Origin of the sequence: Streptomyces sp. NBC_00236 (assembly GCF_036195045.1) — a bacterium.
In the GTDB taxonomy this organism is placed as follows: domain Bacteria; phylum Actinomycetota; class Actinomycetes; order Streptomycetales; family Streptomycetaceae; genus Streptomyces.
In genome coordinates, this window is record NZ_CP108100.1 from 6,953,040 (window position 1) to 6,977,254 (window position 24,215).

Below are 24,215 nucleotides of genomic sequence, written 5' to 3' on the forward strand. Positions count from 1 at the left end.
GCGGCATGGCGGAGGGACGGCCCGGGGGAAGTCGCACCATCAGGACGGAACCTGACCGCATGGCCGCGTAGCGTGCCGTCCATGGCCGTCAAGAAGAAGACCTCAGCCGCCCAGGCTCCCGTGCTCTCGCCGCGGGCGCTGGGGCGCGCCACCCTGGAGCGCCAACTCCTGCTCCGTCGTACGACGATGAGCGCCCAGGACGCCGTACGCCATCTCGTGGGACTCCAGGCGCAGAACACCAAACCGCCGTACTACCAGCTCCTCGCCCGGCTGGAGGGCTTCGATCCGGCCGAACTCGCCGGGCTGATGGAGTCGCGCGACCTCGTCCGCATCGTCACCCTGCGCTCCACCATCCACACCCACACCGCCGACGACGCCCTGACCCTGCGGCCCCTCGTCCAGGAGGCCCGCGACCGGGAGCTCAGGATCTTCCGGAAGGGGCTGGTGGGCGTGGACCTGGACCGGCTGAGGGACCTCAGCAGGCAGTACGTCGAGGAGGCGCCCCGCACCCCGAAGGAGATCCGCGAAAGGCTGCTCACCGAGTGGCCGGACGCGGACCCGCAGGCGCTGAGCACGGCCGCGCGCTGTCTGCTGCCCCTCGTCCAGATCACCCCGCGCGGGGTGTGGGGCAAGAGCGGCCAGGTCGCCCTGACCACCGCGGAGCACTGGCTCGGCAGACCCTCCGCTCCGGTCCCCGCGCCCGACGGCACCGTGCTGCGCTACCTCGCCGCCTTCGGACCCGCCTCGGTCAAGGACATGCAGTCCTGGGCCGGGCTGACCCGGTTGCGCGAGGTCTTCGAACGGCTCCGCCCACAGCTGGTCACCTTCCGGGACGAGAACGGCGTCGAACTCTTCGACCTGCCCGACGCCCCGCGCCCCGACGAGGACACCCCCGCCCCGCCGCGCTTCCTGCCCGAGTTCGACAACGTCCTGCTCGGCCATGCGGACCGGACCCGGGTGATCCCGCTGCCGCTCAAGGGACGCAACGGGGTGGGAAACCAGGCGTACGGCACCGTGCTGGTCGACGGATTCCTCGCGGCCGTCTGGCGGCTGGAGTCCGGCGCGGCCGGTGCGCCGGCGACGGTCACCGTGCAGGAGCTGCGCCCGCTCACCGCGGCGGAGCGGGACGAGGTCACGGACGAGGCCGTGGCCCTGCTCTCCGTGATGACGAAGGCGGCCACCGACGGCAACGTCGGTGACGTCCGTTTCGCCTCGTTCGTCGACTTCGGCGACTGAACCTACGGCAGCAGACCCGCCCTCCGGGCCGCGACGACCGCCTCCAGCCGGGTGTGCGCGCCCAGCTTCCGCATCGCCGCGCGCAGATACCCCTTCACCGTCTCCGGCCGCAGCCCGAGCCGGTCCGCCGCCACCGCGTTCGTGGCGCCCGCCGCGACACAGGCGAGGACGTCCACCTCGCGCGGCGCCAGCTGGACATCGCGAGACCTGGGCGCCCGGGCACCCGCCGCGGCGGCGAGCCGCCCGCACACCGCGAGCAACTCCTCCCGCAGCGCCGGGTCGACGACCTTGGGCGCGAGAGCGCGCAGCTCGCGGTGCGCCTCCCGGACGTCCTCCCACGCCCCGGGCACCGCCCGTGGGTCGGTGACCTCCTCCCGGGTGACGGCGAGCAACTGCTGCACCTCGTCGCGCACGGCCAGCGCCTGCTCCACGTCGCGGGCCGCCGCGACCGCCGCGTCGAACGTACGGTCCCCCAGACCGATGGGCTCGCGCAGCGCCCCGTACAGCACGCCCCGCACCTTGCGGCGTACGACGACGGGCACGGCCACCACCGAGCGCAGGCCCTCCGCGGCCACGGCCAGGTCGTACTCGTGGCTGATGTGGCGTGAGGAGTGGTAGTCGGTCACCGCGCACGGCCGGGACAGGGCGATCGACTTGCCGCCGAGGCCGCTTCCCGCCGAGATCACGAGTCCGCGCAGGGCCGTGGTCTGTGCCCCGTTGAGCTCCGCGATCCTGGCGTGGCGGGTGTCGGAGAGCAGCCCGCCGAACGCCACGGGCAGCCCGCTCGTCCGGCGCAGCCGCAGCAGCGCCGCTTGCATCTCGACCGCATCGACCGATTCCGGCACGCTGACGCCTCTCCACCCGGCTCCGGGAACACCGTATTCCCCGTGGCACCCCCGTTCGGGGGTGGTGAGAGCTGGGTCACTGTTTACATGATGTTAAGCGACCGGCCGAGACCGTGACCCGTCCGGTCCGGTCCGCAATGAGGAGGGCACATGTCGGCATCCAGCTCGACGGAGACGTTCCGGGCCGCCCGGGACTTCCTGCTCCGGCACCGCGAGGACTACACCGCGGCCTACGAGGGCTTCCGCTGGCCCCGCAGCGACCACTTCAACTGGGCGCTCGACTGGTTCGACGTCATCGCCGAGGGCAACGACCGCACTGCCCTGCACATCGTGGAGGAGGACGGCGGACGCACCGAGGTGTCCTTCGCCCGGATGTCCGCCCGCTCCAACCAGGCCGCGAACTGGCTGCGCGCCCAGGGGGTGCGCGAGGGCGACCGCATCCTCGTCATGCTCGGCAACCAGACCGAACTCTGGGAGACCGCGCTCGCCGCGATGAAGCTGCGCGCCGTCGTCATCCCGGCGACGCCGCTGCTGGGCCCCGTCGACCTGCGCGACCGGGTCGAGCGCGGCCGGGTCCGCCACGTCCTGGTCCGGGACGCCGACACCGCCAAGTTCGACGAGGTGCCCGGCGAGTACACCCGGATCTCCGTGGGCGCCGACACCGAGGGCTGGATCTCCTACACCGGGGCCGACGAACAGCCGGAGACCTTCACGGCGGACCGCGAGACCGACGCCGACGAACCCCTGATGCTCTACTTCACCTCGGGCACCACCGCCAGCCCCAAGCTCGTCGAGCACACCCACGTCTCCTACCCCGTGGGCCACTTGTCGACGATGTACTGGATCGGGCTCAAGCCCGGAGACGTCCACCTCAACATCTCCTCGCCCGGCTGGGCCAAGCACGCCTGGTCCAACCTCTTCGCCCCGTGGAGCGCCGAGGCGACCGTTTTCATCTTCAACTACACCCGCTTCGACGCCGGCCGGCTGATGGCCGAGATGGACCGCTCCGGCGTCACCAGCTTCTGCGCCCCGCCCACCGTCTGGCGCATGCTCATCCAGGCCGACCTCTCCCAGCTGGCGACCCCGCCGCGCGAGGTCGTCGCGGCGGGCGAACCGCTGAACCCCGAGGTCATCGAGACGGTCCGGCGTGCCTGGGGCGTCACGATCCGCGACGGCTTCGGCCAGACGGAGACCGCCGTCCAGGTCGCGAACACCCCCGGCCAGGTCCTCAAGGCCGGTTCGATGGGCCGCCCCAGCCCGGGCTTCAAGGTCGTCCTCCTCGACCCGGTCAGCGGGGAGCCCGGAGCCGTCGAGGGAGAGATCTCGCTCGACCTCTCGGGCCACCCGGTCGGCCTGATGACCGGATACCACGGCGACCCGGACCGCACCGCCGAGGCCATGGCGGGCGGCTACTACCGCACCGGCGACATCGGCGCCCGTGACGTCGACGGCTACATCACCTATGTCGGCCGCGCCGACGACGTCTTCAAGGCCTCCGACTACAAGATCTCCCCGTTCGAGCTGGAGAGCGCACTCCTGGAGCACGAGGCGGTCGCCGAGGCCGCCGTCGTACCGGCCCCCGACCCGGTGCGGCTCTCCGTCCCGAAGGCGTACATCGTGCTCGCCGAGGGCTGGGAGCCCGGACCGGACACCGCCAAGGTGCTCTTCGCCCACTCCCGGGCCGTGCTCGCCCCGTACAAGCGGGTCCGCAGGCTGGAGTTCGCCGAGCTGCCCAAGACCGTCTCGGGGAAGATCCGCCGCATCGAGCTGCGCGAGCGCACCGCCCAGGGCGGCGGCACCGAGTACAGCGAGGGGGACCTGACATGACCGAGCCGTCCTACGCCCACGGCACCGGCACCACCGCCCTGCTCGGCGACACCATCGGACGCAACCTCGACCGGGCGGTCCAGGCGTACCCGGACCGGGAGGCGCTCGTCGACGTACCGTCCGGGCGGCGCTGGACCTACGCCGAGTTCGGCGCGGCCGTCGACGAACTGGCCCGCGCGCTCATGGCCTCGGGCGTGGACCGGGGCGACCGGGTCGGCATCTGGGCGGTCAACTGCCCGGAGTGGGTGCTCGTCCAGTACGCGACCGCGCGCATCGGCGCCGTCATGGTCAACATCAACCCCGCCTACCGGGCACACGAGCTGGAGTACGTACTCCAGCAGGCCGGGATCTCCCTGCTGGTCGCCTCGCGTGCGCACCGCACCAGCGACTACCGGGCCCTGGTCGACGAGGTACGGGCGAACTGCCCCGCCCTGCGCGCCGTCCACTACATCGGCGACCGCTCCTGGGACGAGCTGATCGCCGTCTCCGGATCGGTGACTGCCGGGCAACTCGCCGCCCGCGAGGCCGCGTTGTCCTGCGACGACCCGATCAACATCCAGTACACCTCCGGCACGACGGGCTTCCCCAAGGGGGCCACCCTCTCCCACCACAACATCCTCAACAACGGCTACTTCGTCGGTGAGTTGGTCGCCTACACCGAACAGGACCGGATCTGTCTCCCGGTGCCCTTCTACCACTGCTTCGGCATGGTCATGGGCAACCTCGGCGCCACCTCCCACGGCGCCTGCATCGTGATCCCCGCGCCCGCCTTCGAGGCGGCAGCCGTGCTCGCCGCCGTCGAACAGGAGCGCTGCACCTCGCTGTACGGCGTCCCGACCATGTTCATCGCGGAGCTGAACCTCCCCGCCTTCTCCTCGTACGACCTCTCCTCGCTGCGCACCGGCATCATGGCCGGATCACCCTGCCCGGTCGAGGTGATGAAGCGGGTCGTCGCGGAGATGCACATGGACGAGGTGTCCATCTGCTACGGCATGACGGAGACCTCGCCGGTCTCCACCCAGACCCGTCGCGACGACGACCTGGAGCGGCGCACCGGCACGGTCGGCCGCGTGATGCCGCACATCGAGGTCAAGGTCGTCGACCCGGCGACCGGGGCGACGCTGGAGCGCGGTGTGTCGGGCGAACTGTGTGTCCGCGGCTACAGCGTGATGCTCGGCTACTGGGAGCAGTCCGAGCGGACCGCGGAGGTGATCGACGCGGGGCGCTGGATGCACACCGGGGACCTCGCGGTGATGCGCGAGGACGGCTATGTGCAGATCGTCGGCCGGATCAAGGACGTGATCATCCGGGGCGGTGAGAACGTCTATCCCCGGGAGGTCGAGGAGTTCCTCTACCGGCACCCGAAGATCGCCGACGTGCAGGTGGTGGGTGTCGCGGACGAGCGGTACGGCGAGGAGATCCTGGCCTGCGTCATTCCCTCGGACCCGGCCGATCCGCCGAGCCTGGAGGAGGTCAAGGCCTTCTGCGCCGAGCAGCTGGCGTACTACAAGGTGCCGCGCCTGCTCCGGATCATGGAGACCTTCCCGATGACGGTCAGCGGGAAGGTCCGCAAGATCGAACTGCGGGAGAACTACGGCCGGTAGACGGCGGGGGCGCGGGGCGCTGTCAGGCGGCTTCGATGATGTCGCCGGCGGTGCCCTGGGTCGCGGCCGCCCACTCGATCAGGAGCACCTCGTAAGCGGCGGACTCCATGGGGGACCAGTCCTGGCCGGCCTGCGCGTCCACGAGCGCGCGGATCGCCTCGTTCGCCTCGACGGCGGCGGGGTGGGCCGGCTGTGCGGGAAGGGTGCTGTGCGACGGAGTCGTCGATGGAGCGGGTGTCGCGGATCTCGCGGGTGGAGAAAGCCGTGGAGTTAAGACCATGCGCCCCACTCTAGGGCCCGACACTGACAACAGACCGAACATCTGTGGCCCCTGGCTCGAACGTGACCGATAGCACTCACTGTGGCCGGTCGGTTTCTGTGAGGTGCGGCACGTCGCGCCGCATGCAGACCCGCGGCCACCGGTCGAGGCCGTGTTCCGCCTCCTCGGCGCGAATCTTGCGCAGCCCGTCCGTGAGGCCGGATTCCGTCAGGACGCGGAAACCGAGCCGGGCGTAGTACGGCGCGTTCCACGGGACGTGGGTGAACGTCGTCAGGGTCAGTGCGGTCAGCCCTTCGTGTGCGGCCCAGGCCCCGGCGCGGTCGATGAGGGCGCCGCCCAGGCCGCGCCGGGCGGCCGACGGATGGACGGAGACCTGTTCGATGTGGGCGGCGCCGTCGACCGGGTCGGCGATCAGATAGCCGAGTGGCCGGTCGTCGGGGCCCGTGGTCACCCAGGCACGGCCGGCCTCGCGGTAGCCGTCCAGCAGATCCAGGGGCGGGGGGTCGTCGTCGGCCACGAAGGACATGCCGAGCGTGCGGAAGGGTTCGCCTGCGGCGCGCTCGATGTCCTGGAGGAGCGGAAGATCCGAGCGGCGGGCGGGACGGATGCGCATGCTTCAGTATGGCGCGTGAGGCCTGTCCGGCGGTGGCGTACCGAGCTCAGGCGCCCGTGCTGAGCAGCTCGTCCGCCGGGCTGTTCACCGGCTGCGGGGTCCCGGTGAGGTCCATGACGAACAGCGGGATGCGGAGCCCGTCCGCCCGCTCCCGGGCGTCCGGCGCGTATCCCGCCAGCGAGAAGAAGACGCTCGACACCGAGGCGCTGAGGGCGTTGAGCCACAGGCATTCGACATCGCGCAGCGCGGTCGGCCGGGTGGCGGAGTCGACCTGCGCGATGAGTCCGGCCGCCCGCAGGTCGATCCGGGAGGCGGGGCGCCCGGCGGGCTGCACGACGTCGCGGTAGCCCAGCCACTTCAGGTACAGCGCGGCGGCGCCGACCGCGTCGCGCGCGGTACGGATCGTCAGCGGCCGGAAAGGGGGCCGCGGCGCCGGAGCCGTACGTGGCAGCGGTATGTGCGACGGCCGGGAGGACGAGCGGCCTCCGCGGCCGGGCGCCGCCACCGGGCGGACCGGGATCCGCAGGACTGCCCCGCACGGGCAGCACAGCTCCGGCTGCGGCCACTGGTCGTGCCGGCCGCAGCCGCGGCAGCGCACCGTCACCCAGTCGTCGTTCCAGGTGCGGTGGGTGATCGGGGTGACGGGAGCGCCGCGCAGCAGGGGCGGGGCGGTCGGTGCGCCGCAGGGGCAGGGATACGCGGGGGTCACGTACGCGTGGTCGCGGCGGCAGGCCGGGCACCGTACCGGCACTGATTCCACCCTCGGACTCCCTACGGCCGACGACCATGCGGCCGGCGCCCGGATTCCGGGCCGGCTCCGCTCCGTACCTCCATGCTCCACCAAGAGCGAGGCCTCGGGGAGGGACTTGGGGCACTTCGCCACTCCGGTCCGCAGGTGTGACCTCCCCGACCGTCTCTCTTGACGGCTGTCCGGGTGCGCCTTAGATTTGCTTCCGTATAGCAGAATCAATCTTCCGTAATGCGGAATTGGCGCTCTCAGGTGGCGCGACAGAGCCCGACTCCACCCAGGTCCGAGCAGGAGCACTCAATGCCTCGAATGACCGCTGCCCGAGCGGCAGTTGAGATCCTCAAGCGCGAAGGCGTCAGCAACGCGTTCGGTGTGCCGGGCGCGGCGATCAACCCCTTCTACGCGGCCCTCAAGGCCTCCGGCGGGGTTCATCACACGCTCGCCCGCCACGTCGAGGGCGCCTCCCACATGGCGGAGGGCTACACCCGGGCCCGCCCGGGGAACATCGGTGTCTGCATCGGTACGTCGGGACCGGCCGGCACCGACATGATCACCGGCCTCTACTCCGCCATCGCGGACTCCGTCCCGATCCTGTGCATCACCGGCCAGGCCCCGACCGCGGTGCTCCACAAGGAGGACTTCCAGGCCGTCGACATCGCCTCGATCGCGGGTCCGGTCACGAAGGCGGCCACCACCGTCCTGGAGGCCGCGCAGGTCCCCGGCGTCTTCCAGCAGGCCTTCCACCTGATGCGCACCGGCCGTCCCGGACCGGTCCTCATCGACCTGCCGATCGACGTGCAGCTCACCGAGATCGAGTTCGACCCCGATCTGTACGAGCCGCTGCCGGTGCACAAGCCCGCCGCGACCCGCAAGCAGATCGAGCGCGCCCTGGAGATGCTGAACGCCTCCGAGCGCCCGCTGCTCGTCGCGGGCGGCGGCATCATCAACGCCGACGCACCCGAACTCCTGGTGGAGTTCGCCGAGCTGACCGGCATCCCGGTCGTTCCCACCCTGATGGGCTGGGGCATCATCCCGGACGACCACGCGCTCAACGCCGGCATGGTCGGTCTCCAGACCTCGCACCGCTACGGCAACGCGACCTTCCTGGAGTCCGACTTCGTCCTCGGCATCGGCAACCGCTGGGCCAACCGCCACACCGGCAAGCTGGATGTCTACACCCGGGGCCGGACGTTCGTCCACGTCGACGTCGAGCCCACCCAGCTGGGCAGGATCTTCGCCCCCGACCTCGGCATCGCCTCCGACGCCAAGGCCGCGCTGGAGCTGTTCATCGAGGTGGCGCGCGAGCTGAAGGCGGCCGGCAAGCTGAAGGACCGCTCGCGGTGGGCGGCCTCCGCGCAGGAGCGCAGGGCGACGCTCCAGCGGCGCACGCACTTCGACAACGTGCCGCTGAAGCCGCAGCGCGTGTACGAGGAGATGAACCGGGCGTTCGGCCCCGAGACCCGGTACGTCACCACGATCGGCCTCTCCCAGATCGCCGGCGCGCAGATGCTGCACGTCTACCGGCCGCGCCACTGGATCAACTGCGGCCAGGCGGGCCCGCTCGGCTGGACCATCCCGGCCGCCCTGGGCGTCGCGACGGCCGACCCCGAGGGCTCCGTCGTCGCCCTGTCCGGCGACTACGACTTCCAGTTCATGCTGGAGGAGCTCGCGGTCGGCGCGCAGCACCGCATCCCGTACGTGCACGTCCTGGTGAACAACTCCTACCTGGGGCTGATCCGCCAGGCGCAGCGCAACTTCGACATCGACTTCCAGGTCAACCTGGAGTTCGAGAACCTCAACTCCCCGGAGCTGGGCGTCTACGGCGTGGACCACGTCAAGGTCGTCGAGGGCCTGGGATGCAAGGCGATCCGGGTCACCGAGCCGGACCAGCTGCTGCCGGCGTTCGAGGAGGCCAAGAAGCTGGCCGCGGAGTTCCGGGTGCCGGTGGTGGTCGAGGCGATCCTGGAGCGGGTCACGAACATCGCGATGAGCGGTACGGACATCGCGTCGGTCAACGAGTTCGAGGACGTGGCGACGGAGCCGGGCCACGCGCCGACGGCGATCCGGCCGTTCGTGAAGGCCTGATCCGTCGGGCCCGCGGTCCCGTTTCCCGGGAGCACCTACGGAGATCCGTAGGTGCTCCCGCCGGTTGCGCCGTGGACGACATGGCGATCGACGCCGCGATGGGTCCGGCCGCCGTCAGCTCTTGCAGACGGCCACGCTGTCGCTGGTGCCGGGCACGGCGGCGGACCGTGCGGCCTGGAAGTTGGCCTCGAACGCGTCGAAGACCGACGGCGTGGTGATGCGCAGCATGGCCTCGTCGTTGTCGCGCAGGGCCGAGCCGCTCCAGTTGTGGCTGCCGGTGAACATCACCTTCTGGACGGTGCCCGCGTACATGCCGTCGACCATCCAGTTCTTCGAGTGCACGATCCGGTTGGGCGTGGTGGAGTCGCCGTCGTCGTCGTGCTGGTAGCAGCGGTTCGTGATGCCGGAGACTCCGTGCAGGGCGTTCCAGGTGCCGGAGTCGGTCTCGCTGTAGACCAGATCGACCAGGCAGCCCCGGCCCGCCAGCGCGCGCAGCTCGTCCGCGACGGCCTGCCGGGTGATCTTCAGCATGGCGGCGTGGACGGTGGTGCGGCGCGCGGTGCCCGCGGAGTCGGTCCAGCGGCACGTGATGTTGTCCATGGCGTTCACCACGGTGTCCGTGGTCGCGTCGCTGCCCGCGCGGGGGAAGAAGTAGTACTTGTAGTCGCCCGCGTTGCCGTACGTGTAGGACCAGGCGGCGCGGTTCTGGGCCGGGAGACGGGTGAAGTAGTCCACGTAGCCGTCGTACATGGCGGTGTTGCCGGCGACGGTCACCGAACTGTTCCAGTAGCGGCTGTAGTTGGACGGCGTCAGGTTCGAGGTGAGCTGGACGACGACGTCCTTCCGGGCGCCGTCGCCGACGCTGCTCGCGAGCAGGAACTTGTTGTGGTTGATGCCCGTCGTCGCGGTACCGAGACATGAGCGGTCCTTGGCGCACAGGACCACCCAGGAGGCGGCGGAGGTGCTGGTGCCGAGGCTGCTCCTGAGGAGGTCGTAGGAGGCCCGGTACTCCAGGGTGCTCTCGTCGAGGACTACCTTGACGCTGACACCCCGGGCCTTCGCGGCGCCGAGGTCCGTGGCGACCGTCTCGTCCCACAGGTGGTACATCGCGAGCCGCAGGACCGAGCCGCTGTCCGCGTTCGCGATCACGGAGCGGACCTGGGCGCGGATGGCCTGCTGCTCGGATGCGGTGCCGGTCGGCTTGTTGAAGACCGGGCCGGCGGGAACAGTCGCCGCGTCGGCGGTCTGCGCGGGCGCGAGCAGCGCGGCCACGCAGGCGGTGACGGCCAGCAGCACGCCGGCCGCGCGCTTGCCCGGCGCGGAGGAACGCGGGGAGGCGGAGCACCGGGACAGGGACCAGGGGCGGGTTCTGGCGAGCGTCGGTGTCATCGGCGGCTTCCCTCTTTCCTCGTGCTTCCGCGTGGTGCGCGATGGTGACTTCCGGTACGTCAAACCGGGTCAGCAAAGCACGAGTTCAGCGTGAAGTCACCAGGCCGGATGCCGGGTCCCGGGTACGGGACAAAGGGCGTGGAGCACGGGACCGTATCCGTGCTCCACGCCCTGGCGAAGGGGAAGGACAGGGGCCGCGGCGAGGTGCGAGAGGGCGGCAGGGGCCGGTTCCTTCAGGTCAGGAGGCCGGACCGCCACCCACACCACCGCACTGGCATCGCACCGCCGCCGCGGCCTCGGGGGTATCCGCCGGACGCCCCCGTCCTGCCCGCGCCCCGCGCAACCCCTCATCCGGGTGGGCGCGACGGAACGGGCAGGGTATGAGGGAGGCTCAGTCCTCGCGCAGGGCGCGGACGGCCTCTTCCACGCGCTTGCCGTACTCGGCGTCCGCGGCGTGGAAGTGGGCGAGGTTCTTCTCGATCACGTCGTCGCGCGTGACCTGCGACAGGCCCCCCGCGATGTTGGCGATCAGCCGGCCCTTCTCGTCGTCCGACATCAGCCGGTACAGCTCACCCGCCTGGAAGAAGTCGTCGTCCTTGGTGTGGGCGGGCGCCTCGTGCGTGCCGGTCCAGCCCTGGACGGCGATCGGGGCGGAGAACGCCGCGTCCGTCTGGGCCGGGCCCGCGTACGAGTTGGGCTCGTAGTTCTTGTCGTGCCGGGCCCCGTTGCGCGTCGCGTGCAGCCCGTCGCGGCCGTAGTTGTCGACGACGGCCGTGCGCGGCGCGTTCACCGGAAGGTGGGTGTGGTTGACGCCCAGCCGGTAGCGGTGCGCGTCCGCGTAGGCGAACAGCCGGCCCTGGAGCATCTTGTCCGGGGACGGACCGATACCGGGCACGAAGTTGTTCGGGGAGAACGCGGCCTGCTCCACCTCGGCGAAGACGTTGTCCGGGTTCCGGTCCAGGACCAGCCGGCCCACCCGCTGGAGCGGGTAGTCGCTGTGCGGCCACACCTTGGTGAGGTCGAACGGGTTGAACCGGTAGTCCGCGGCCTCGGCGGCCGGCATGACCTGCACGTACAGCGTCCAGGACGGGTTCACCCCGCGCTCGATCGCCTGGAGCAGGTCCGTCTGGTGGGAGCTGGCGTCCTTGCCGACGAGCTCGGCGGCCTGGTCGGCGGAGAGCGAGCGCACGCCCTGGTTCGTCTTGAAGTGGTACTTGACGAAGAAGGCCTCACCCGCGGCGTTCGTCCACTGGTAGGTGTGCGAGCCGTAGCCGTTCATGTGGCGGTACGAGGCAGGGATGCCGCGGTCGCCCATGAGCCAGGTGATCTGGTGCGTGGCCTCGGGGGCGTGTGCCCAGAAGTCCCAGACGTTGTCCGGCTCCTGACGTCCCGTGAACGGGTCGCGCTTCTGCGAGTGGATGAAGTCGGGGAACTTGATCGGGTCCTTGATGAAGAACACCGGGGTGTTGTTGCCGACGAGGTCGTAATTGCCCTCGTCGGTATAGAACTTGAGGGCGAAGCCGCGCGGGTCGCGTACCGCGTCCGCGCCGCCGAGCGAGTCGGCGACCGTGGAGAACCGGATGAAGGTCTCGGTACGGCGGCCCACTTCGGAGAGGAAGTCCGCGCGGGTGAAGCCGGTGACGTCGTCGGTCACCTCGAAGTATCCGTACGCGCCGGAACCCCGGGCGTGCACCACGCGCTCCGGGATGCGCTCCCGGTTGAAGCGGGCGAGCTTCTCCAGGAGGTGACCGTCCTGGAGGAGGATCGGGCCTCCGGCGCCGGCGGTGGCGGAGTTCTGGTTGTCGGCGACCGGGGCGCCGGACTCGGTCGTAAGCACGCGCTGCGTCATGGTGTCGGGGCGACCTTCCGTACGGGAGCTGCTGAACTGCGACGGCCTGGGGGCTCCAGGAGCGTAAGTACGCTCCGAACCTGACGTCAACAGTTTGTTGAAATTCTTGATGGGGGAGGGTGTTCCGGACGGCGCCGGCGCCTGGGCGCGACAGGACAGGTGTCAGCGCCGACGCCGCCCGGAAGTCTGAGGGCCGGGGGATACGCACCCGGCGGGGTGGTGCCGGCCGGCCCCAGGGCCTGTCGTCACACTGCCGTCTGCCGTGCGACGGCAGCGTGACGACAGACCCCGGCGGGGCCCGGCCGCGTCGGTCAGTCCTGGACGGACTGGCCGGAGAGGCGCTCCACCGAGCGCAGCAGCGCCGAGTGGTCCAGGCCGCCGTCGCCCTGCGCGCGCAGCGAGGCGACGAGCTGGGCGACCACGCCGCCGACCGGCAGCGCGGCACCGACGTTGCGGGCGGCGTCCGTGACGATGCCCATGTCCTTGTGGTGCAGGTCGATCCGGAAGCCGGGAGCGAAGTTCCGGTTCAGGAAGTTGTCCTTCTTGCGGGTCAGCACGGTCGAGCCGGCGAGTCCGCCGTTCAGGACGTCCAGCGCGGCGGCGAGATCGACGCCCGACTTCTCCAGGAAGACCACGGCCTCGGCGCAGGCCTGGATGTTGACCGCGACGATCAGCTGGTTGGCCGCCTTCACCGTCTGGCCCGATCCGTGCGGACCGCAGAGCACGATGGTCTTGCCCAGCGCGTCGAGCACCGGCTTCGCGGCGTCGAAGTCGGCCTGCTCGCCGCCCACCATGATGGACAGCACGGCCTCGATGGCTCCGGCCTCGCCGCCCGAGACGGGGGCGTCCAGCACCCGGATGCCCTTCTCGGCGGCGTTCTTCGCCAGGTCCACCGAGGTCTGCGGGGTGATCGAGGACATGTCGACCAGCAGTGCGCCGCGCTTCGCGTTCTCCAGGATGCCCTCGGGGCCGTACGCGATCGCCTCGACCTGCGGGGAGGCGGGCACCATCGTGATGACCACGTCCGCGTCCTTGACCGCCTCGGCGATCGAGGAGGCGCCGGTGCCGCCGGCCGCGGCCAGCCGGTCGACCTTGTCCTGCTCCAGGGTGTAACCGGTGACGTCGTAACCGGCCTTGATCAGGTTCTCGGACATGGGCGAGCCCATGATGCCGAGCCCGATCCACGCAACCTTGGGGAGGTTGTTGCTCATGAGGGTGCCTTCCGATTCAGCGTGTGTACGAGGGGGAGTCCGCTGCCCTCAGCGGGCGGCCCGCGCGGTGGCCGGGAGCCACGCGAAGGACTCGGCGCTCGGCCGGTCGCCCGGCTTGTACTCCAGGCCGACCCAGCCGTCGTAACCGGCCTTCGTCAGCTCGTCGAGCAGCTGTTCCAGCGGGAGCGAGCCGGTGCCGGGCGCGCCGCGGCCCGGGTTGTCCGCGATCTGGACGTGACCGGTCCGGTCGGCGTAGGCGGAGATGACCTGGCTGAGGTCCTCGCCGTTCATCGACAGGTGGTACAGGTCCAGCAGGAACTTCGCGTTGCCGAGGCCCGTCGCCGCGTTGACGCGGTCCACGACCTCGATCCCGGCCGGCGCGCTCACCAGCGGGTAGCGCGGTGACTCCGGCTTGTTCAGGGTCTCGATCAGCAGGACCGCCCCGATCCGGTCGGCCGCGCGGGCGGCGGTGACCAGGTTCTCCAGAGCGAGTTCGTCCTGCGCGGCCGGGTCGACACCGTCGACCCGGTTGCCGTAGAGCGCGTTGAGCGCCCTGCAGCCGACCGAGGCGGCGAAGTCTGCCGCCACCTCGATGTTGGCCCGGAAGCGGTCCGACTCCGTGCCGGGCACGGAGAGAGCGCCGCGGTCGGGGCCGGGCAGCTGTCCGGCGTAGAAGTTCAGCCCCACCAACTGGGTGCCCGCCTCGTCGAGCGCCTTCTTCAGCGCGTCGAGCTCGGCCTGCGGAGGGGTGGGGGTCTCGATCCACGGCCACCACAGCTCGACCGCGGTGAAGCCCGCCGCGGCGGCTGCCGCGGGTCGCTCCAGGAGCGGGAGTTCCGTGAAGAGGATCGAAAGGTTCACATCGAAGCGCTGGTCCGGGTAGCCCATGAGGGTTTCGGCGCTCCTTCCGTATTGCGGAAGTTAGTTTCTGCTTAACGGAAGATTGCCCGGAGGGTGGGGGGGATGTCAAGGGGGTGCCCGGAAAACGGGCCCCGGACGGACCGAAGGCGGGGCGGAAGCCGCCCCGGCCCTCCGCCCCGCCCTCCGCGTCCGCTACCGGCTCACCCGGCCGGCACCGTGTCCTGGAACGTCGTCCCCGCCGTGCGGAACGCCGCCACCTTGGCGCCCACCTGCGCCGGGGTGAGGACCTGGTCCTTCACGTGCAGGACGTAGTCCACCTGCTGGTCGTACGAGCGCGGCGTCGTGCTCGTCTGCCCGGCCAGGTCGATCAGCCACTGGTTGAAGTTGATCGACATGCCCCGCTCCGGCAGATACGCCGCACCGTGGGTCCCGAACAGCTGGCCGTCGACGTAGTACGTGATCGCGCTGTCGTTGATCGTCACGACCAGGTCGTGCCAGCCCGCGAAGCTCTGCCGGGCCTCGCTGTGCGCGTTGACCGCCTCCCACGGGTCCGGGCGGTAGGTCTCCCACGACGTCGTGTAGAGGATGTTGCCGCTCTCGCCCCAGCCGCCGTTCGGCAGGTACTCGAAGTCGTACTCCGCGTAGTCGTCCGCCATCGGCGCCTTGAGGTCGTTGATGGTGAAGAACGTCTGGACGAGATGGTCGCCGTCGGGGCCGGAGACCGGCGCGTCGTTGAACTTCACCCGGGCCGCATACGTGCCGTTGCGGAACTTCATCGACTGGGTCAGGATCTCGGTCTGCTTCGTCGACCCGCCGCTGCCCGCGGTCGACGTCTCCAGGTTCATCACCGAGTTTCCGCTCTGGGCGGCGAACGTGACGTTCTCCGGCGCCCAGGTGGCGCCGGGCACCCCCGGTCCACCGGAGTTGGAGCGGACGCTCCAGCCGTGCGCGGCGATCTGCGGGTCCGTGTGCCCGCTGTAGTTGAAGTCGTCGAACAGGGTCGGCGCGCCCTCCGGCGGATCGGTCGGGTCCGTCGGGTCGGTCGGATCCGTCGGATCGTTGCCCTCCGGGGCCTGGCCCCAGACCGTGGCGCCACCGAGCTGCGCGGTCACCTTCGACCAGTCGCCGTACGCCGTCCGGCCCGCGTCGAAGGAGTAGTCGTCGCTCTGCACCAGGGTCTGCCAGCTCGACCGGTAGAAGCGCAGCTGCATGTCTCCGGTGTCGGCGCCCGGCGCGAGCGATCCCGCACCGGCGGTGAAGCCGATCTCCAGGTAGCGGTCGGCGGTGGCGGTCGGGGAGGCGAGCGTGCCGAACGTACCGGTGATGTTCGCGCAGCCCTTCACCGCCCAGGAGCAGGCGAACCGGTAGGCGTCGCCCGCCGCCTCGCCCTTGAAGTAGTAGCGGACCTTGACGGAGCTGAGCTGTACGGCCGCGCTGCCGGTGTTGCGCACCTTCAGCCAGGGTTCGCTCTGGTCGGCGGTGGCTCCCGACGCACTGGTGCGGTACTGCACGCTGAGCGATCCGTCGGCGGCGCTCGCCGACGACGGGACGGCGGCCAGGGCCGTACAGCCCAGGGCCACGGTGGCGGCGGCTGCCGCCGCCGCGCGGATCCGGCTCTTCGCGAGTGACTTCATGGACGTGTTCCTTTCCGGAACGGTCGTGGGGGAGTGGTTCCTACCGGGGTGGCGCTGCTCCTGGGGAAGTGGTCTGGAGCGACCGGGGGTTGAGGGGGCGGTAGCCGACGCCGAGTGCGTCGAGCCGCGCCGTGTGCCGGCCGAGGCGGGACAGGAAGCCGGGCCAGTCGCTGCGCCCGCCCGACCAGGCGCGGTCCGCGAGGGCGCACAGCCGTGGGTAGGTCAGGTACTCGATCTGCTCCGGCGTGCGCGCGTACTCGGTCCACAGCTGGGCCTGGGTGCCCAGCACGCGGGCCGCGTCCGCCGCGTCCCAGCCGTCCGGCACGGGCCGGTTGCCGTGGACGGCCCGCAGACCGACGGGCGGGCCCGGCTGCGCGGCCGGTTCGCGGGGGTCGTCGGACTGGGCGTAGTCGAGGTAGGTGGCCCGGTGGTGCGCGGCGACCACCTGATGGCCGCGGCGGGCGGCCGCCAGCGCGTGGGCCGGGTCGCGCCACGTCATCACCGTGAATTCGAGGGGCAGTTCGGTGCCCGTCTCGGCCCAGCCGACCGGGCGCCTGCCCTGCTCGACCAGGAACGAACCGATCCGGCCCATGAACCAGCCGTGCAGCGCCCGGGCGTCGGGCAGCCCCTCGGCGGCGGCCCGCGCCCGCGCCGCCGGACTCGCCTCCCACTCGGTGGTCGGGCACTCCTCGCCGCCGATGTGGATGTACGGGGACGGGAAGACGTCCATGACCTCCTCCAGCACCGTCCGGCAGAAGTCGAAGACCTCCTCGTGGACGCCGAACACGGTGTCGCAGACGCCCCAGCGGGTCCACACGTCCAGCCGCCGCCCAGGGTCGTTGCCCAGCTCGGGATGGGCGGCCAGCGCCGCGCGCACATGGCCCGGCATCTCGATCTCCGGCACCACCCGCACCCCGCGCGCCGCCGCGTAGCGGACCAGGTCCCGCAGTTCCTGCCGGGTGTACGCCCCCGAGTGCGGAATCCCGTCGAAGGACTCGTCGCCGCGCCCCGGCGGCCCGGACATCGACTGCCTGCGGTGACCGCCGATCCCGGTCAGCCGGGGGTAGGCGGGGACGGGCATCCGCCAGCCCTGGTCGTCGGTGAGGTGGAGATGGAGCGTGTTGAGCTTGTGCAGCGCCATCAGGTCCACGTACCGGCGCAGATACGAGACCGGCTGGAAGTGCCGGGCCACGTCGAGCATCGACCCCCGCCACGGATGCGCGGGCACGTCGCTGATCTCGACACAGGGCAGCATCCACGGCGCGTCCCGCGGCGCCGTGCCCGACAGGGCCTCGGCGGGCAGCAGCTGACGGATCGTCTGGACACCGCAGAGCAGGCCCGGGAGCCGCGCGGCGCGCAGCAGCAGGGAGTCGGGGCCGATGGTGAGCCCGTACCCCTCCTCGCCGAGGCCGCCCAGCTGGGGATCGAGCGCCAGCACGATGCGGCCGGTGGCGGAGGGCGGCAGGGGCAGGCCGGTGGCCGGGGCGAGCAGGGTGCGCAGCAGGTCCGCGGCGCCCTCCGCGCCGGGATAGGCCCGTACCGAGGTGTCCTGGTCGAGGGTGAACCGGCCGGGGCGGGCCGAGACCTTGCGGGGGCGGGGCACGAGGGACTGTTCCGGGCGTGATGCGGGCACGGGGGGCCTCCGGGGTTCGGTTCTCGGGCTTCAGCCCTTGACGGCGCCGGCTGCGAAGCCGGAGGTGACATGGCGCTGGAGGAGCAGGAAGACGACCAGCGCGGGCAGGGCGAAGAGGGTCGAGGCGGCCATGGTGGCGCCCCAGTCGGTGCCGAAGGTGTTCTGGAACGACGACAGCCAGACCGGCAGGGTGCGGCTGTCCTGGTGCTTGATGATCAGGAAGTTGGCGTACGCGAACTCGTTCCACGCGGTGATGAAGCCGAACAGCGAGGTCGCCATCAGCCCCGGTGCGAGCAGGGGCAGCGCCACCCGCCGGAACGCGCCGGTCCGGGTGCAGCCGTCGACCTGCGCGGCCTCCTCCAGTTCCGGCGGAATGGTGGCGATGAAGCCGCGCAGCACCACGATCGAGAACGGCAGCGTGACCATGAAGTAGACGAGCGTGAGGGTCGGCAGCCGGTCGAGCATGTCCGTGTCGCGGGAGATGATGTAGATCGGGATGATCAGCGACTCCCAGGGCGCCATCTGGGCGATGAAGACCATGAGCATGAACTGCCGGCGCCCCTTCCAGCGCATCCGTGCCACGGCGTACGCCGAGCCGATGGCGACGAGCAGGGCCAGCAGGATCGCGCTGAGTGTCACCAGGATGCTGTTGCGCCAGAACAGCTCGAACCCGTCGGCCCGCACGGCCGTGCGGAAGTGGTCGAGCGTCCAGGTGTGCGGGAAGAGCTTCGGGTCGGCGGACTGGATGTCCCGCGACGGTTTGAACGCGGTCGAGATCATCCAGTAGACGGGGAACAGACAGACCAGGACGGTCAGTACGGCGGCGGCGTTCAGCGGGATCCGCCGGATCCTCGGGCGCAGCAGGGTCATCGGTACTCGTCCTCCTGGCGGAACATCTGGCGGAAGTAGAGGACGAGCACCCCGGACATCAGGACCACGGTGATCATCGAGGCGGCCGAACCCAGGTCGTAGCGCTGCCCCGCGAGTGCCTTCTGCACCGCGTACACGGGCAGGATCGTCGTGGCGTCGCCCGGACCCCCGCGGGTCATCACCCAGATCTGGACGAACGCCTTGAACGTCCAGATCACTTCGAGCGAGAAGACCAGCAGGAAGATGGGCCGGAGGATCGGGAAGGTGACGGAGCGGAAGATCCGTGAACCGGTCGCCCCGTCCAGCCGCGCCGACTCGTACAGCTCCGCCGGGACCGTGGTGAGCGCCGAGTAGACGGTGATGGCCGCGAACGGCACCGACTGCCAGACGATCAGCAGGACCAGGATCGAGAAGGCGGCGCTCCCGTGCGCGAACCACGGATAGCGGTCGAAGGAGGAGAACCCGGCCTCGGTCAGCAGCCGGTTGACGATGCCGAACTCGGAGTGGAACAGCCACTGGAAGACGGTGGTCGCCGCGACCACCGGCATCGCCCACGCGAGCACCAGCGAACTGAGCACCACCGTGCGGCCGAACCGGCCCAGCCGCTCGGTCATCAGCGCGACCAGGGTCGCGATCACCATGATCAGGACCACGTTGACCGCCATGAACAGGAAGGTGCGCCGCACCACCTCCCAGAACCGCGGGTCGGACAGCAGCGTCCGGTAGTTCCGCAGTCCGACGAACTCCGCGTCGCCCATGATCAATTGGCGCAGCCGGAAGTCCTGCAACGAGATCAGCACGGCCCGCAGGAGCGGGTAGAGCAGCAGATAGAGCATGCCGCCGACGGCGGGTGCGATCAGGACGTACGGCCAGAGTCCGCGCGGCTCCCCGGACCGCCGCCGGCGCGGCGGTCCTGCCGTGCCGGTCGCCGGGCGGCGCAGGCGGCTGGGGGGTGCGGTCCGTTCCCGGATGACCGACACGGCACGCCTCCTCTCGGTGGTCGGGCGGATGGGTGAGGGATCAGGAAGCGGTGTTCATGGCCCGGGTGATGTCGGCGGAGGCCTTGGCGGCCTCCTTCGCCGGGTCGCCGCCGGTCAGGACGGCGGCCATGTAGTCCTTGATCGGGTTCTCCGCCTCGACGGCGGCCCAGCCCGGCGTGTTCGGCGTCGCGTGCCCGTTCGCCGCGCCGACCGCCATCGCGGCCGCCCCCGGATCGCCTGCCACCGCCGAGGCGAGGGTCGTGCGGTTCGGTACGTAGCTCATGGCCACGGCCAGTTTCTTCTGCCAGGCGTCACCGGTGAGCTCCTTGACGAAGGTCAGTGCGGCCTCCTGCTTGCCGGACGCCGTGGGAATCACCAGGTCGGAGCCGCCGGTGAAGACGGCACCCGGGGTGTCCGCGCTCTTGCCCGGGATCGGGAAGAAGGCGAGCTTGCCCTTCAGTTCCGGGTTCTTCTCCATGACGACCTTGGCGCCGCCCGGGGTCGAGATCACCTGGGCGACCTTCCCCTGGGCCATCACGTCGGCCTGCGGCGGGGAGTCCTCGTCCGAGTCCTTCGGCCCCTTGCCGAGTGCCTGGAGCTGTTCGTAGAACTCCATCCCGCGCAGTGCCTCGGGAGTGTCCAGCGCGCCCTTCCACGCGCCGCCGGACTCGGTGGCGAGGTCGCCGCCCTCGTCCCAGACGAAGCCCGCAAGCGCGTACCACATCTGACCGGGCAGGTAGATGCCCTGCGTGCCGCCCTTGTTGAGCTTGCCGGTGGCCTCGATCCACTGCTCCCGCGTCTTGATCCCGGACGCGTCGACCCCCGCCTTCTCGAACAGGTCGGTGCGGTAGATGACGACACGGTTGGCCGCGTAGTACGGGATGCCGTACTGCTTGCCCTCGTACGCCCCGGGCTCGGCGAGCCCCTTGAGCCAGTCCTTGCCGTTCAGCTCGTCGACCTTGTCGCTCAGGTCGAGCAGCCCGCCGCTCTGGGCGAACTGGGCGACCTGGGTGTTGCCGCTCTCGATCACGTCCGGTGCGTCGTTGCTGGCCAGCGCGGCGGTGATCTTCTCGCCGATGCCGTCCCACTCCTGGATCTGGACCCGGACCTTGATCGTGGGATGTGCGGCCTCGAAGCCCTTGACGAACTCCTTCTGGAACTGGGCGGAGACGCTGTCGCGCATCAGCCACACATCGATGTCCGTCTTCCCGTCACCGGACGCCCCGGACGAGTCGGACGACGAGCTGCAGGCACTGAGAACGGCGGCCATCACGAGCGCGGACCCACCGGCAAGCAAGCGGTACTTCACGGTTCACCTCTGGGAGACAGGACCTGACCACCTGACCAGTGAAGCCCACTGGACAGCTCACCTCTTGATGGTGGATGAAGGTGGCATAGACCAATGGGGTCGTCAAGCCCCTTGGTAGCTATGGGTTTTGGTGATCTCCCGGAAATGTGGGCGCGGATGATCGGACGGAGACCGGCTACACTTCCCCTGACCAGTAACCGAGTTCGCCTTACTGGTTCCTCAACTGGTAAGTGAGAGAAAGGTCAGGAGGGGCAGCGCATGGACTCCGACGCATCGGGAACGGTGCTCAAACGGGAGCGGGCCCGCGACGCCGTGCTGGAGCTGATCGAGTCGCGCCGCCCGGGGGACGCCATTCCTTCGGAGCGGGCGCTGTGCGCCACGCTCGGCGTCTCGCGGCCCACCCTGCGCGCCGCGATCGACGAGCTGGTGGCCGTCGGGCTGCTGGTGCGGGAGCACGGCCGCGGCATGTTCGTCGCACCCGCGAAGATCACCCAGGAGCTCATCTCGGCCGACCTGGCCCTGACGGTCCCGCAGGCGGCGGGGGCCTGGTCGAGCCGGCTGCTGGAGTTCACCACCCTCCAGGCCGGCGCCCGGGTCGGCCGGAAACTGCGCATGTCGCCCGCGGCGGAGATCGTGTACGTCGCCCGGCTGCGGCTCGTCGACGGCGCCCCGATGGCCATCGAGCACCTGCACATCAGGGCCGAACTGGTCCCGGGGCTGACCGCCCGGGAGCTGGAGCACGGCGACCTGTACGAGCACCTGCGCGAGCGCCACGACGTGCACGTCCACGAAGCGGTCCAGGCCATCGAGCCCACCGTGGTGACGCGCGCCGAGGCCCGGCTCCTCGACGTGCCGGAGCTGTCCCCGGCCCTGCTCTTCGAGCGGCTGACCTCGGACACCGCCGGCCGTCCCGTGGAGTACGTGCACTCGCTCTACCGCGGCGACCGCTACCGGATCGTCTCCCGTCTGGCCCTCGGCCCGGCCGCCGCCGTGGAGCCCGTGGAGGGCGGGCACCACCCGGGGATCCCGCCGGGTGACTTCGCCCAGAGGGACCCGATCACGTCGTCCACCCGGGGCGACATCCAGTCCGGTGACTGACCAGGAGGCCGCCCCGTACCCGCCGCGCGCACCGCGCCATGGCCGGTGCGTCTCTTGTGCGGGCCATCGGCAGGAGGCCACTGTGGCTGACACATCCGACGCCACCGACCCCACGAGGTGCCTCGCATGACATCGTCCACCAGCCGCCGCACCGTCCTCGGCGCCCTCCTGGCGGGCGGCGCCCTCGCCGCCGCCCCCGGCCTTCCCCGCAGCGAGCGCCGCCCCGGCCCGCCGCCGCACCCCGCGAAACCCGGGGTGCGCCGGACCGGGACGCTCTTCCTGGGCACGTACACCTCGGCCACCCCGGGCGGCACCGGCATCGGTGTCGCCTCGTACGACACGGCGACGGGCGGCATCATCTCCCGCACCGTCATCACCGGCGTCGAGAACCCCTCGTACCTCGCGACGCACCCCACCGGCCGCACGCTCTACGCCGTCGACGAGCAGCAGAACGGCGGCGTCACGGCCGTCGCCCTCGCCGGTGACGGCACCTTCCGGGTGCTGGGGACACGGCCCACCGGCGGCGCCGGCCCCTGCCACCTCTCGGTCCATCCGGCCGGGCGGTGGCTGCTCAGCGCCAACTACACCTCCGGCAGTGTCGCCGTGCACCCCCTCGCCGCCGACGGATCGGTGGGGGAGCGCACCGACCTGGTCGCTCACACCGCGCCCGCACCCGGCCCCGGCCAGGACGGACCCCACGCCCACCAGATCGTCACCGCCCCCGACGGCGGCCACGTCCTCGCCGTCGACCTGGGCAACGACACGGTGTACACGTATCGGCTCGACGAGGACCACGGCACCCTGGAGCAGCTCTCGTACGCCGCACTGCGACCGGGCGCCGGACCGCGCCACCTCACCTTCCATCCGGGCGGCCGCCACGCCTACCTCGCCTGTGAGCTCGACAACACGGTCGTCGTCTGCGGCTACGACCCCGCCACCGGCACGCTGACCCCGGGTGCCCCGCAGCCCACCGGAACCGGCGAGGGCACCAGCTACCCCGCCCAGCTCCTGGTCACCGGCGACGGCCGCTTCGCCTACCTCGCCAACCGGGGACACAACAGCCTCACCCGGTACGCCGTCGAGGACGACGGGGCCACGCTGCGCCTGCTGGACACCGTGCCGGTGGGCGGCGACTTCCCCCGGCACGCCGCCTTCTCCCCGGACGGGACCCTCCTCTTCGCCGCCAACCAGCGGTCCGGCACGGTCACCGCCTTCCGGGTCGACGCGGACAGCGGCGCCCTGAGCCCGGTCGGGAGCCCGTTCCCCGCCCCGGTGGCGGTCTGTGTGCTGCCGGTGTAGAGCCTGCGCGGGTTAGGGTCGTGCCCGAGCCGCGGGTCGCCCCGGACGCGGCGCGACGCATGAGGGAGACACAGTGCGCTTGAGAGTGGAGTTCACCACCGAGCCGTTCGATCTCGACGAGGCGCCGGCCCATGCGGTCGTGGCCCGCGAGGTCATCCAGTCGGCCGAACTGGACGCGGTCGACGTCGGCCCCTTCGGCAACACGGCGGAGGGCGGCGCCGACGAGGTGCTCACCGCGGTGGACTCCCTGCTGCGCCAGGCGCTGGCATCCGGTGCCACCCGGGTCTCGCTCCAGGTCAACGTCATCGGGGAGGACCCGAAGTGACCGAGGCCGCGGACCACCCTCTCGTCGCCGCCGTGAAGCCGCTCGTCGACGCCATGGGCGCCGAGCTGCTCGGACCCGAGCAGGCGCAGGCCGACGACGTCGTCCTGGCCTGGGAGGGCGAGGACGTCATAGCCGTCCGGCTGCCCCAGCTCTCCGACTCGCTGGACCACATCCTGGCCGCGATGGAGCGCCGGCACGGCAGGCCGCTCGCCGAGCTGGACCGCAGGACCAAGCAGGAGGTCGTCCGCACCCTGGAGGCACGCGGTGCCTTCTCGGTGCGGCACGGCGTCGAGACGGTGGCGGGGGCCCTGGGGGTCTCCCGCTTCACCGTCTACAACTACCTGAACAGGGCGGAAAACGGCGCCAAGGGCGAGTAGTTGGACCCATCGGTAGATGTAAACAGCACATGAACGCGAGAGCCGTCGTCCGGATCATCGGGCGACGGCTTTTTACATGAACGGAATTTCAACAAAGTGTTGACGTGGTGTTGTGGAGGGCGTTAGCTATCCGCAGCCCGAC

At 70.9% G+C, this 24,215-nt stretch carries 21 protein-coding genes; 8 read left to right on the forward strand and 13 right to left on the reverse strand.

Annotated elements, in window-relative coordinates:
* Positions 1-81: 81 nt before the first annotated feature.
* On the forward strand, positions 82-1,236 hold the full coding sequence (locus tag OG446_RS31025; RefSeq protein ID WP_328897106.1) for a winged helix DNA-binding domain-containing protein: 1,155 nt from the start codon (positions 82-84) through the stop codon (positions 1,234-1,236).
* Between the two features lie 2 nt (positions 1,237-1,238).
* On the opposite strand, the gene OG446_RS31030 is transcribed toward OG446_RS31025, so the two are convergent.
* Complete coding sequence (locus OG446_RS31030; protein ID WP_328897107.1) at positions 1,239-2,081, reverse strand: helix-turn-helix transcriptional regulator; 843 nt, start codon at positions 2,079-2,081, stop codon at positions 1,239-1,241.
* Between the two features lie 150 nt (positions 2,082-2,231).
* Here OG446_RS31030 and OG446_RS31035 point away from each other — a divergent pair, with 150 nt between their 5' ends.
* Entirely contained in the window at positions 2,232-3,908 is a 1,677-nt protein-coding gene (locus tag OG446_RS31035; RefSeq protein ID WP_328897108.1) for an AMP-binding protein, read from the forward strand.
* Positions 3,905-5,512 (forward strand): AMP-binding protein, encoded by a 1,608-nt coding sequence (locus OG446_RS31040; protein ID WP_328897109.1) that lies wholly within the window; start codon positions 3,905-3,907, stop codon positions 5,510-5,512. The genes OG446_RS31035 and OG446_RS31040 overlap by 4 nt, the downstream gene beginning before the upstream one ends.
* Positions 5,513-5,534: 22 nt before the next feature.
* Here OG446_RS31040 and OG446_RS31045 read toward each other — a convergent pair whose 3' ends face one another.
* The 3 genes from OG446_RS31045 to OG446_RS31055 all read right to left on the reverse strand — a co-directional run bounded on the left by OG446_RS31045 (position 5,535) and on the right by OG446_RS31055 (position 7,165).
* Complete coding sequence (locus OG446_RS31045) at positions 5,535-5,792, reverse strand: hypothetical protein (RefSeq protein ID WP_328897110.1); 258 nt, start codon at positions 5,790-5,792, stop codon at positions 5,535-5,537.
* 76 nt (positions 5,793-5,868) lie between these two features.
* A complete protein-coding gene (locus OG446_RS31050) occupies positions 5,869-6,405 on the reverse strand; it encodes a GNAT family N-acetyltransferase (RefSeq protein ID WP_328897111.1) in 537 nt (178 codons plus the stop codon).
* A gap of 46 nt (positions 6,406-6,451) precedes the next feature.
* Complete coding sequence (locus OG446_RS31055; protein ID WP_328897112.1) at positions 6,452-7,165, reverse strand: hypothetical protein; 714 nt, start codon at positions 7,163-7,165, stop codon at positions 6,452-6,454.
* A gap of 297 nt (positions 7,166-7,462) precedes the next feature.
* Between OG446_RS31055 and gcl the strand changes: the two genes are divergently transcribed.
* Positions 7,463-9,238 carry a glyoxylate carboligase gene (gene gcl / locus OG446_RS31060; RefSeq protein WP_328897113.1) on the forward strand — a complete coding sequence of 592 codons (1,776 nt, stop codon included), beginning with the start codon at positions 7,463-7,465 and terminating at the stop codon, positions 9,236-9,238.
* Positions 9,239-9,352: 114 nt separating this feature from the next.
* Here the strand turns inward: gcl and OG446_RS31065 are convergent, their stop codons facing one another.
* The 9 genes from OG446_RS31065 to OG446_RS31105 all read right to left on the reverse strand — a co-directional run bounded on the left by OG446_RS31065 (position 9,353) and on the right by OG446_RS31105 (position 20,974).
* Positions 9,353-10,627: a phospholipase D-like domain-containing protein gene (locus OG446_RS31065; RefSeq protein ID WP_328897114.1), complete on the reverse strand. Its 1,275-nt coding sequence runs from the start codon at positions 10,625-10,627 to the stop codon at positions 9,353-9,355.
* A 391-nt stretch (positions 10,628-11,018) separates the two neighbouring features.
* Positions 11,019-12,476 carry a catalase gene (locus tag OG446_RS31070; protein ID WP_328897115.1) on the reverse strand — a complete coding sequence of 486 codons (1,458 nt, stop codon included), beginning with the start codon at positions 12,474-12,476 and terminating at the stop codon, positions 11,019-11,021.
* A gap of 311 nt (positions 12,477-12,787) precedes the next feature.
* Positions 12,788-13,687, reverse strand: coding sequence for a 2-hydroxy-3-oxopropionate reductase (locus tag OG446_RS31075; protein ID WP_328897116.1), 900 nt, complete (start codon positions 13,685-13,687; stop codon positions 12,788-12,790).
* Positions 13,688-13,735: 48 nt separating this feature from the next.
* Positions 13,736-14,575: a TIM barrel protein gene (locus OG446_RS31080; protein WP_328897117.1), complete on the reverse strand. Its 840-nt coding sequence runs from the start codon at positions 14,573-14,575 to the stop codon at positions 13,736-13,738.
* A 173-nt stretch (positions 14,576-14,748) separates the two neighbouring features.
* Entirely contained in the window at positions 14,749-16,182 is a 1,434-nt protein-coding gene (locus OG446_RS31085) for a cellulose binding domain-containing protein (protein WP_328897118.1), read from the reverse strand.
* Positions 16,183-16,222: 40 nt separating this feature from the next.
* Positions 16,223-17,815: a beta-N-acetylhexosaminidase gene (locus tag OG446_RS31090; RefSeq protein ID WP_328897119.1), complete on the reverse strand. Its 1,593-nt coding sequence runs from the start codon at positions 17,813-17,815 to the stop codon at positions 16,223-16,225.
* Positions 17,816-17,845: 30 nt separating this feature from the next.
* On the reverse strand, positions 17,846-18,685 hold the full coding sequence (locus tag OG446_RS31095; protein WP_328897120.1) for a carbohydrate ABC transporter permease: 840 nt from the start codon (positions 18,683-18,685) through the stop codon (positions 17,846-17,848).
* Positions 18,682-19,665, reverse strand: a complete 984-nt coding sequence (locus OG446_RS31100; protein ID WP_328897121.1) for a carbohydrate ABC transporter permease — start codon at positions 19,663-19,665, stop codon at positions 18,682-18,684. The genes OG446_RS31095 and OG446_RS31100 overlap by 4 nt, the downstream gene beginning before the upstream one ends.
* Positions 19,666-19,705: 40 nt before the next feature.
* The gene (locus tag OG446_RS31105; RefSeq protein WP_328897122.1) at positions 19,706-20,974 is read right to left on the reverse strand and encodes an extracellular solute-binding protein; all 1,269 of its coding nucleotides are present in this window, start codon (positions 20,972-20,974) and stop codon (positions 19,706-19,708) included.
* Between the two features lie 258 nt (positions 20,975-21,232).
* On the opposite strand from OG446_RS31105, the gene OG446_RS31110 reads away from it, so the two are divergent.
* From OG446_RS31110 to OG446_RS31125, 4 genes are all read left to right on the forward strand, one after another.
* The gene (locus OG446_RS31110) at positions 21,233-22,072 is read left to right on the forward strand and encodes a GntR family transcriptional regulator (protein WP_328897123.1); all 840 of its coding nucleotides are present in this window, start codon (positions 21,233-21,235) and stop codon (positions 22,070-22,072) included.
* Positions 22,073-22,198: 126 nt separating this feature from the next.
* A complete protein-coding gene (locus OG446_RS31115) occupies positions 22,199-23,371 on the forward strand; it encodes a lactonase family protein (protein ID WP_328897124.1) in 1,173 nt (390 codons plus the stop codon).
* 85 nt (positions 23,372-23,456) lie between these two features.
* Positions 23,457-23,696: a hypothetical protein gene (locus OG446_RS31120; RefSeq protein WP_148022282.1), complete on the forward strand. Its 240-nt coding sequence runs from the start codon at positions 23,457-23,459 to the stop codon at positions 23,694-23,696.
* The gene (locus OG446_RS31125) at positions 23,693-24,073 is read left to right on the forward strand and encodes a helix-turn-helix domain-containing protein (protein ID WP_328897125.1); all 381 of its coding nucleotides are present in this window, start codon (positions 23,693-23,695) and stop codon (positions 24,071-24,073) included. The genes OG446_RS31120 and OG446_RS31125 overlap by 4 nt, the downstream gene beginning before the upstream one ends.
* Positions 24,074-24,215: the final 142 nt, after the last annotated feature.

Coding starts and splice junctions, on each gene's coding strand:
- OG446_RS31050 (WP_328897111.1), bottom strand. CDS start 6,405: ATGCGCATCCGTCCCGCCCGCCGCTCGGATCTTCCGCTCCTCCAGGAC.
- OG446_RS31025 (WP_328897106.1), top strand. CDS start 82: ATGGCCGTCAAGAAGAAGACCTCAGCCGCCCAGGCTCCCGTGCTCTCG.
- gcl (WP_328897113.1), top strand. CDS start 7,463: ATGACCGCTGCCCGAGCGGCAGTTGAGATCCTCAAGCGCGAAGGCGTC.
- OG446_RS31075 (WP_328897116.1), bottom strand. CDS start 13,687: ATGAGCAACAACCTCCCCAAGGTTGCGTGGATCGGGCTCGGCATCATG.
- OG446_RS31065 (WP_328897114.1), bottom strand. CDS start 10,627: ATGACACCGACGCTCGCCAGAACCCGCCCCTGGTCCCTGTCCCGGTGC.
- OG446_RS31080 (WP_328897117.1), bottom strand. CDS start 14,575: ATGGGCTACCCGGACCAGCGCTTCGATGTGAACCTTTCGATCCTCTTC.
- OG446_RS31115 (WP_328897124.1), top strand. CDS start 22,199: ATGACATCGTCCACCAGCCGCCGCACCGTCCTCGGCGCCCTCCTGGCG.
- OG446_RS31040 (WP_328897109.1), top strand. CDS start 3,905: ATGACCGAGCCGTCCTACGCCCACGGCACCGGCACCACCGCCCTGCTC.
- OG446_RS31085 (WP_328897118.1), bottom strand. CDS start 16,182: ATGAAGTCACTCGCGAAGAGCCGGATCCGCGCGGCGGCGGCAGCCGCC.
- OG446_RS31045 (WP_328897110.1), bottom strand. CDS start 5,792: ATGGTCTTAACTCCACGGCTTTCTCCACCCGCGAGATCCGCGACACCC.
- OG446_RS31035 (WP_328897108.1), top strand. CDS start 2,232: ATGTCGGCATCCAGCTCGACGGAGACGTTCCGGGCCGCCCGGGACTTC.
- OG446_RS31070 (WP_328897115.1), bottom strand. CDS start 12,476: ATGACGCAGCGCGTGCTTACGACCGAGTCCGGCGCCCCGGTCGCCGAC.
- OG446_RS31095 (WP_328897120.1), bottom strand. CDS start 18,685: ATGACCCTGCTGCGCCCGAGGATCCGGCGGATCCCGCTGAACGCCGCC.
- OG446_RS31110 (WP_328897123.1), top strand. CDS start 21,233: ATGGACTCCGACGCATCGGGAACGGTGCTCAAACGGGAGCGGGCCCGC.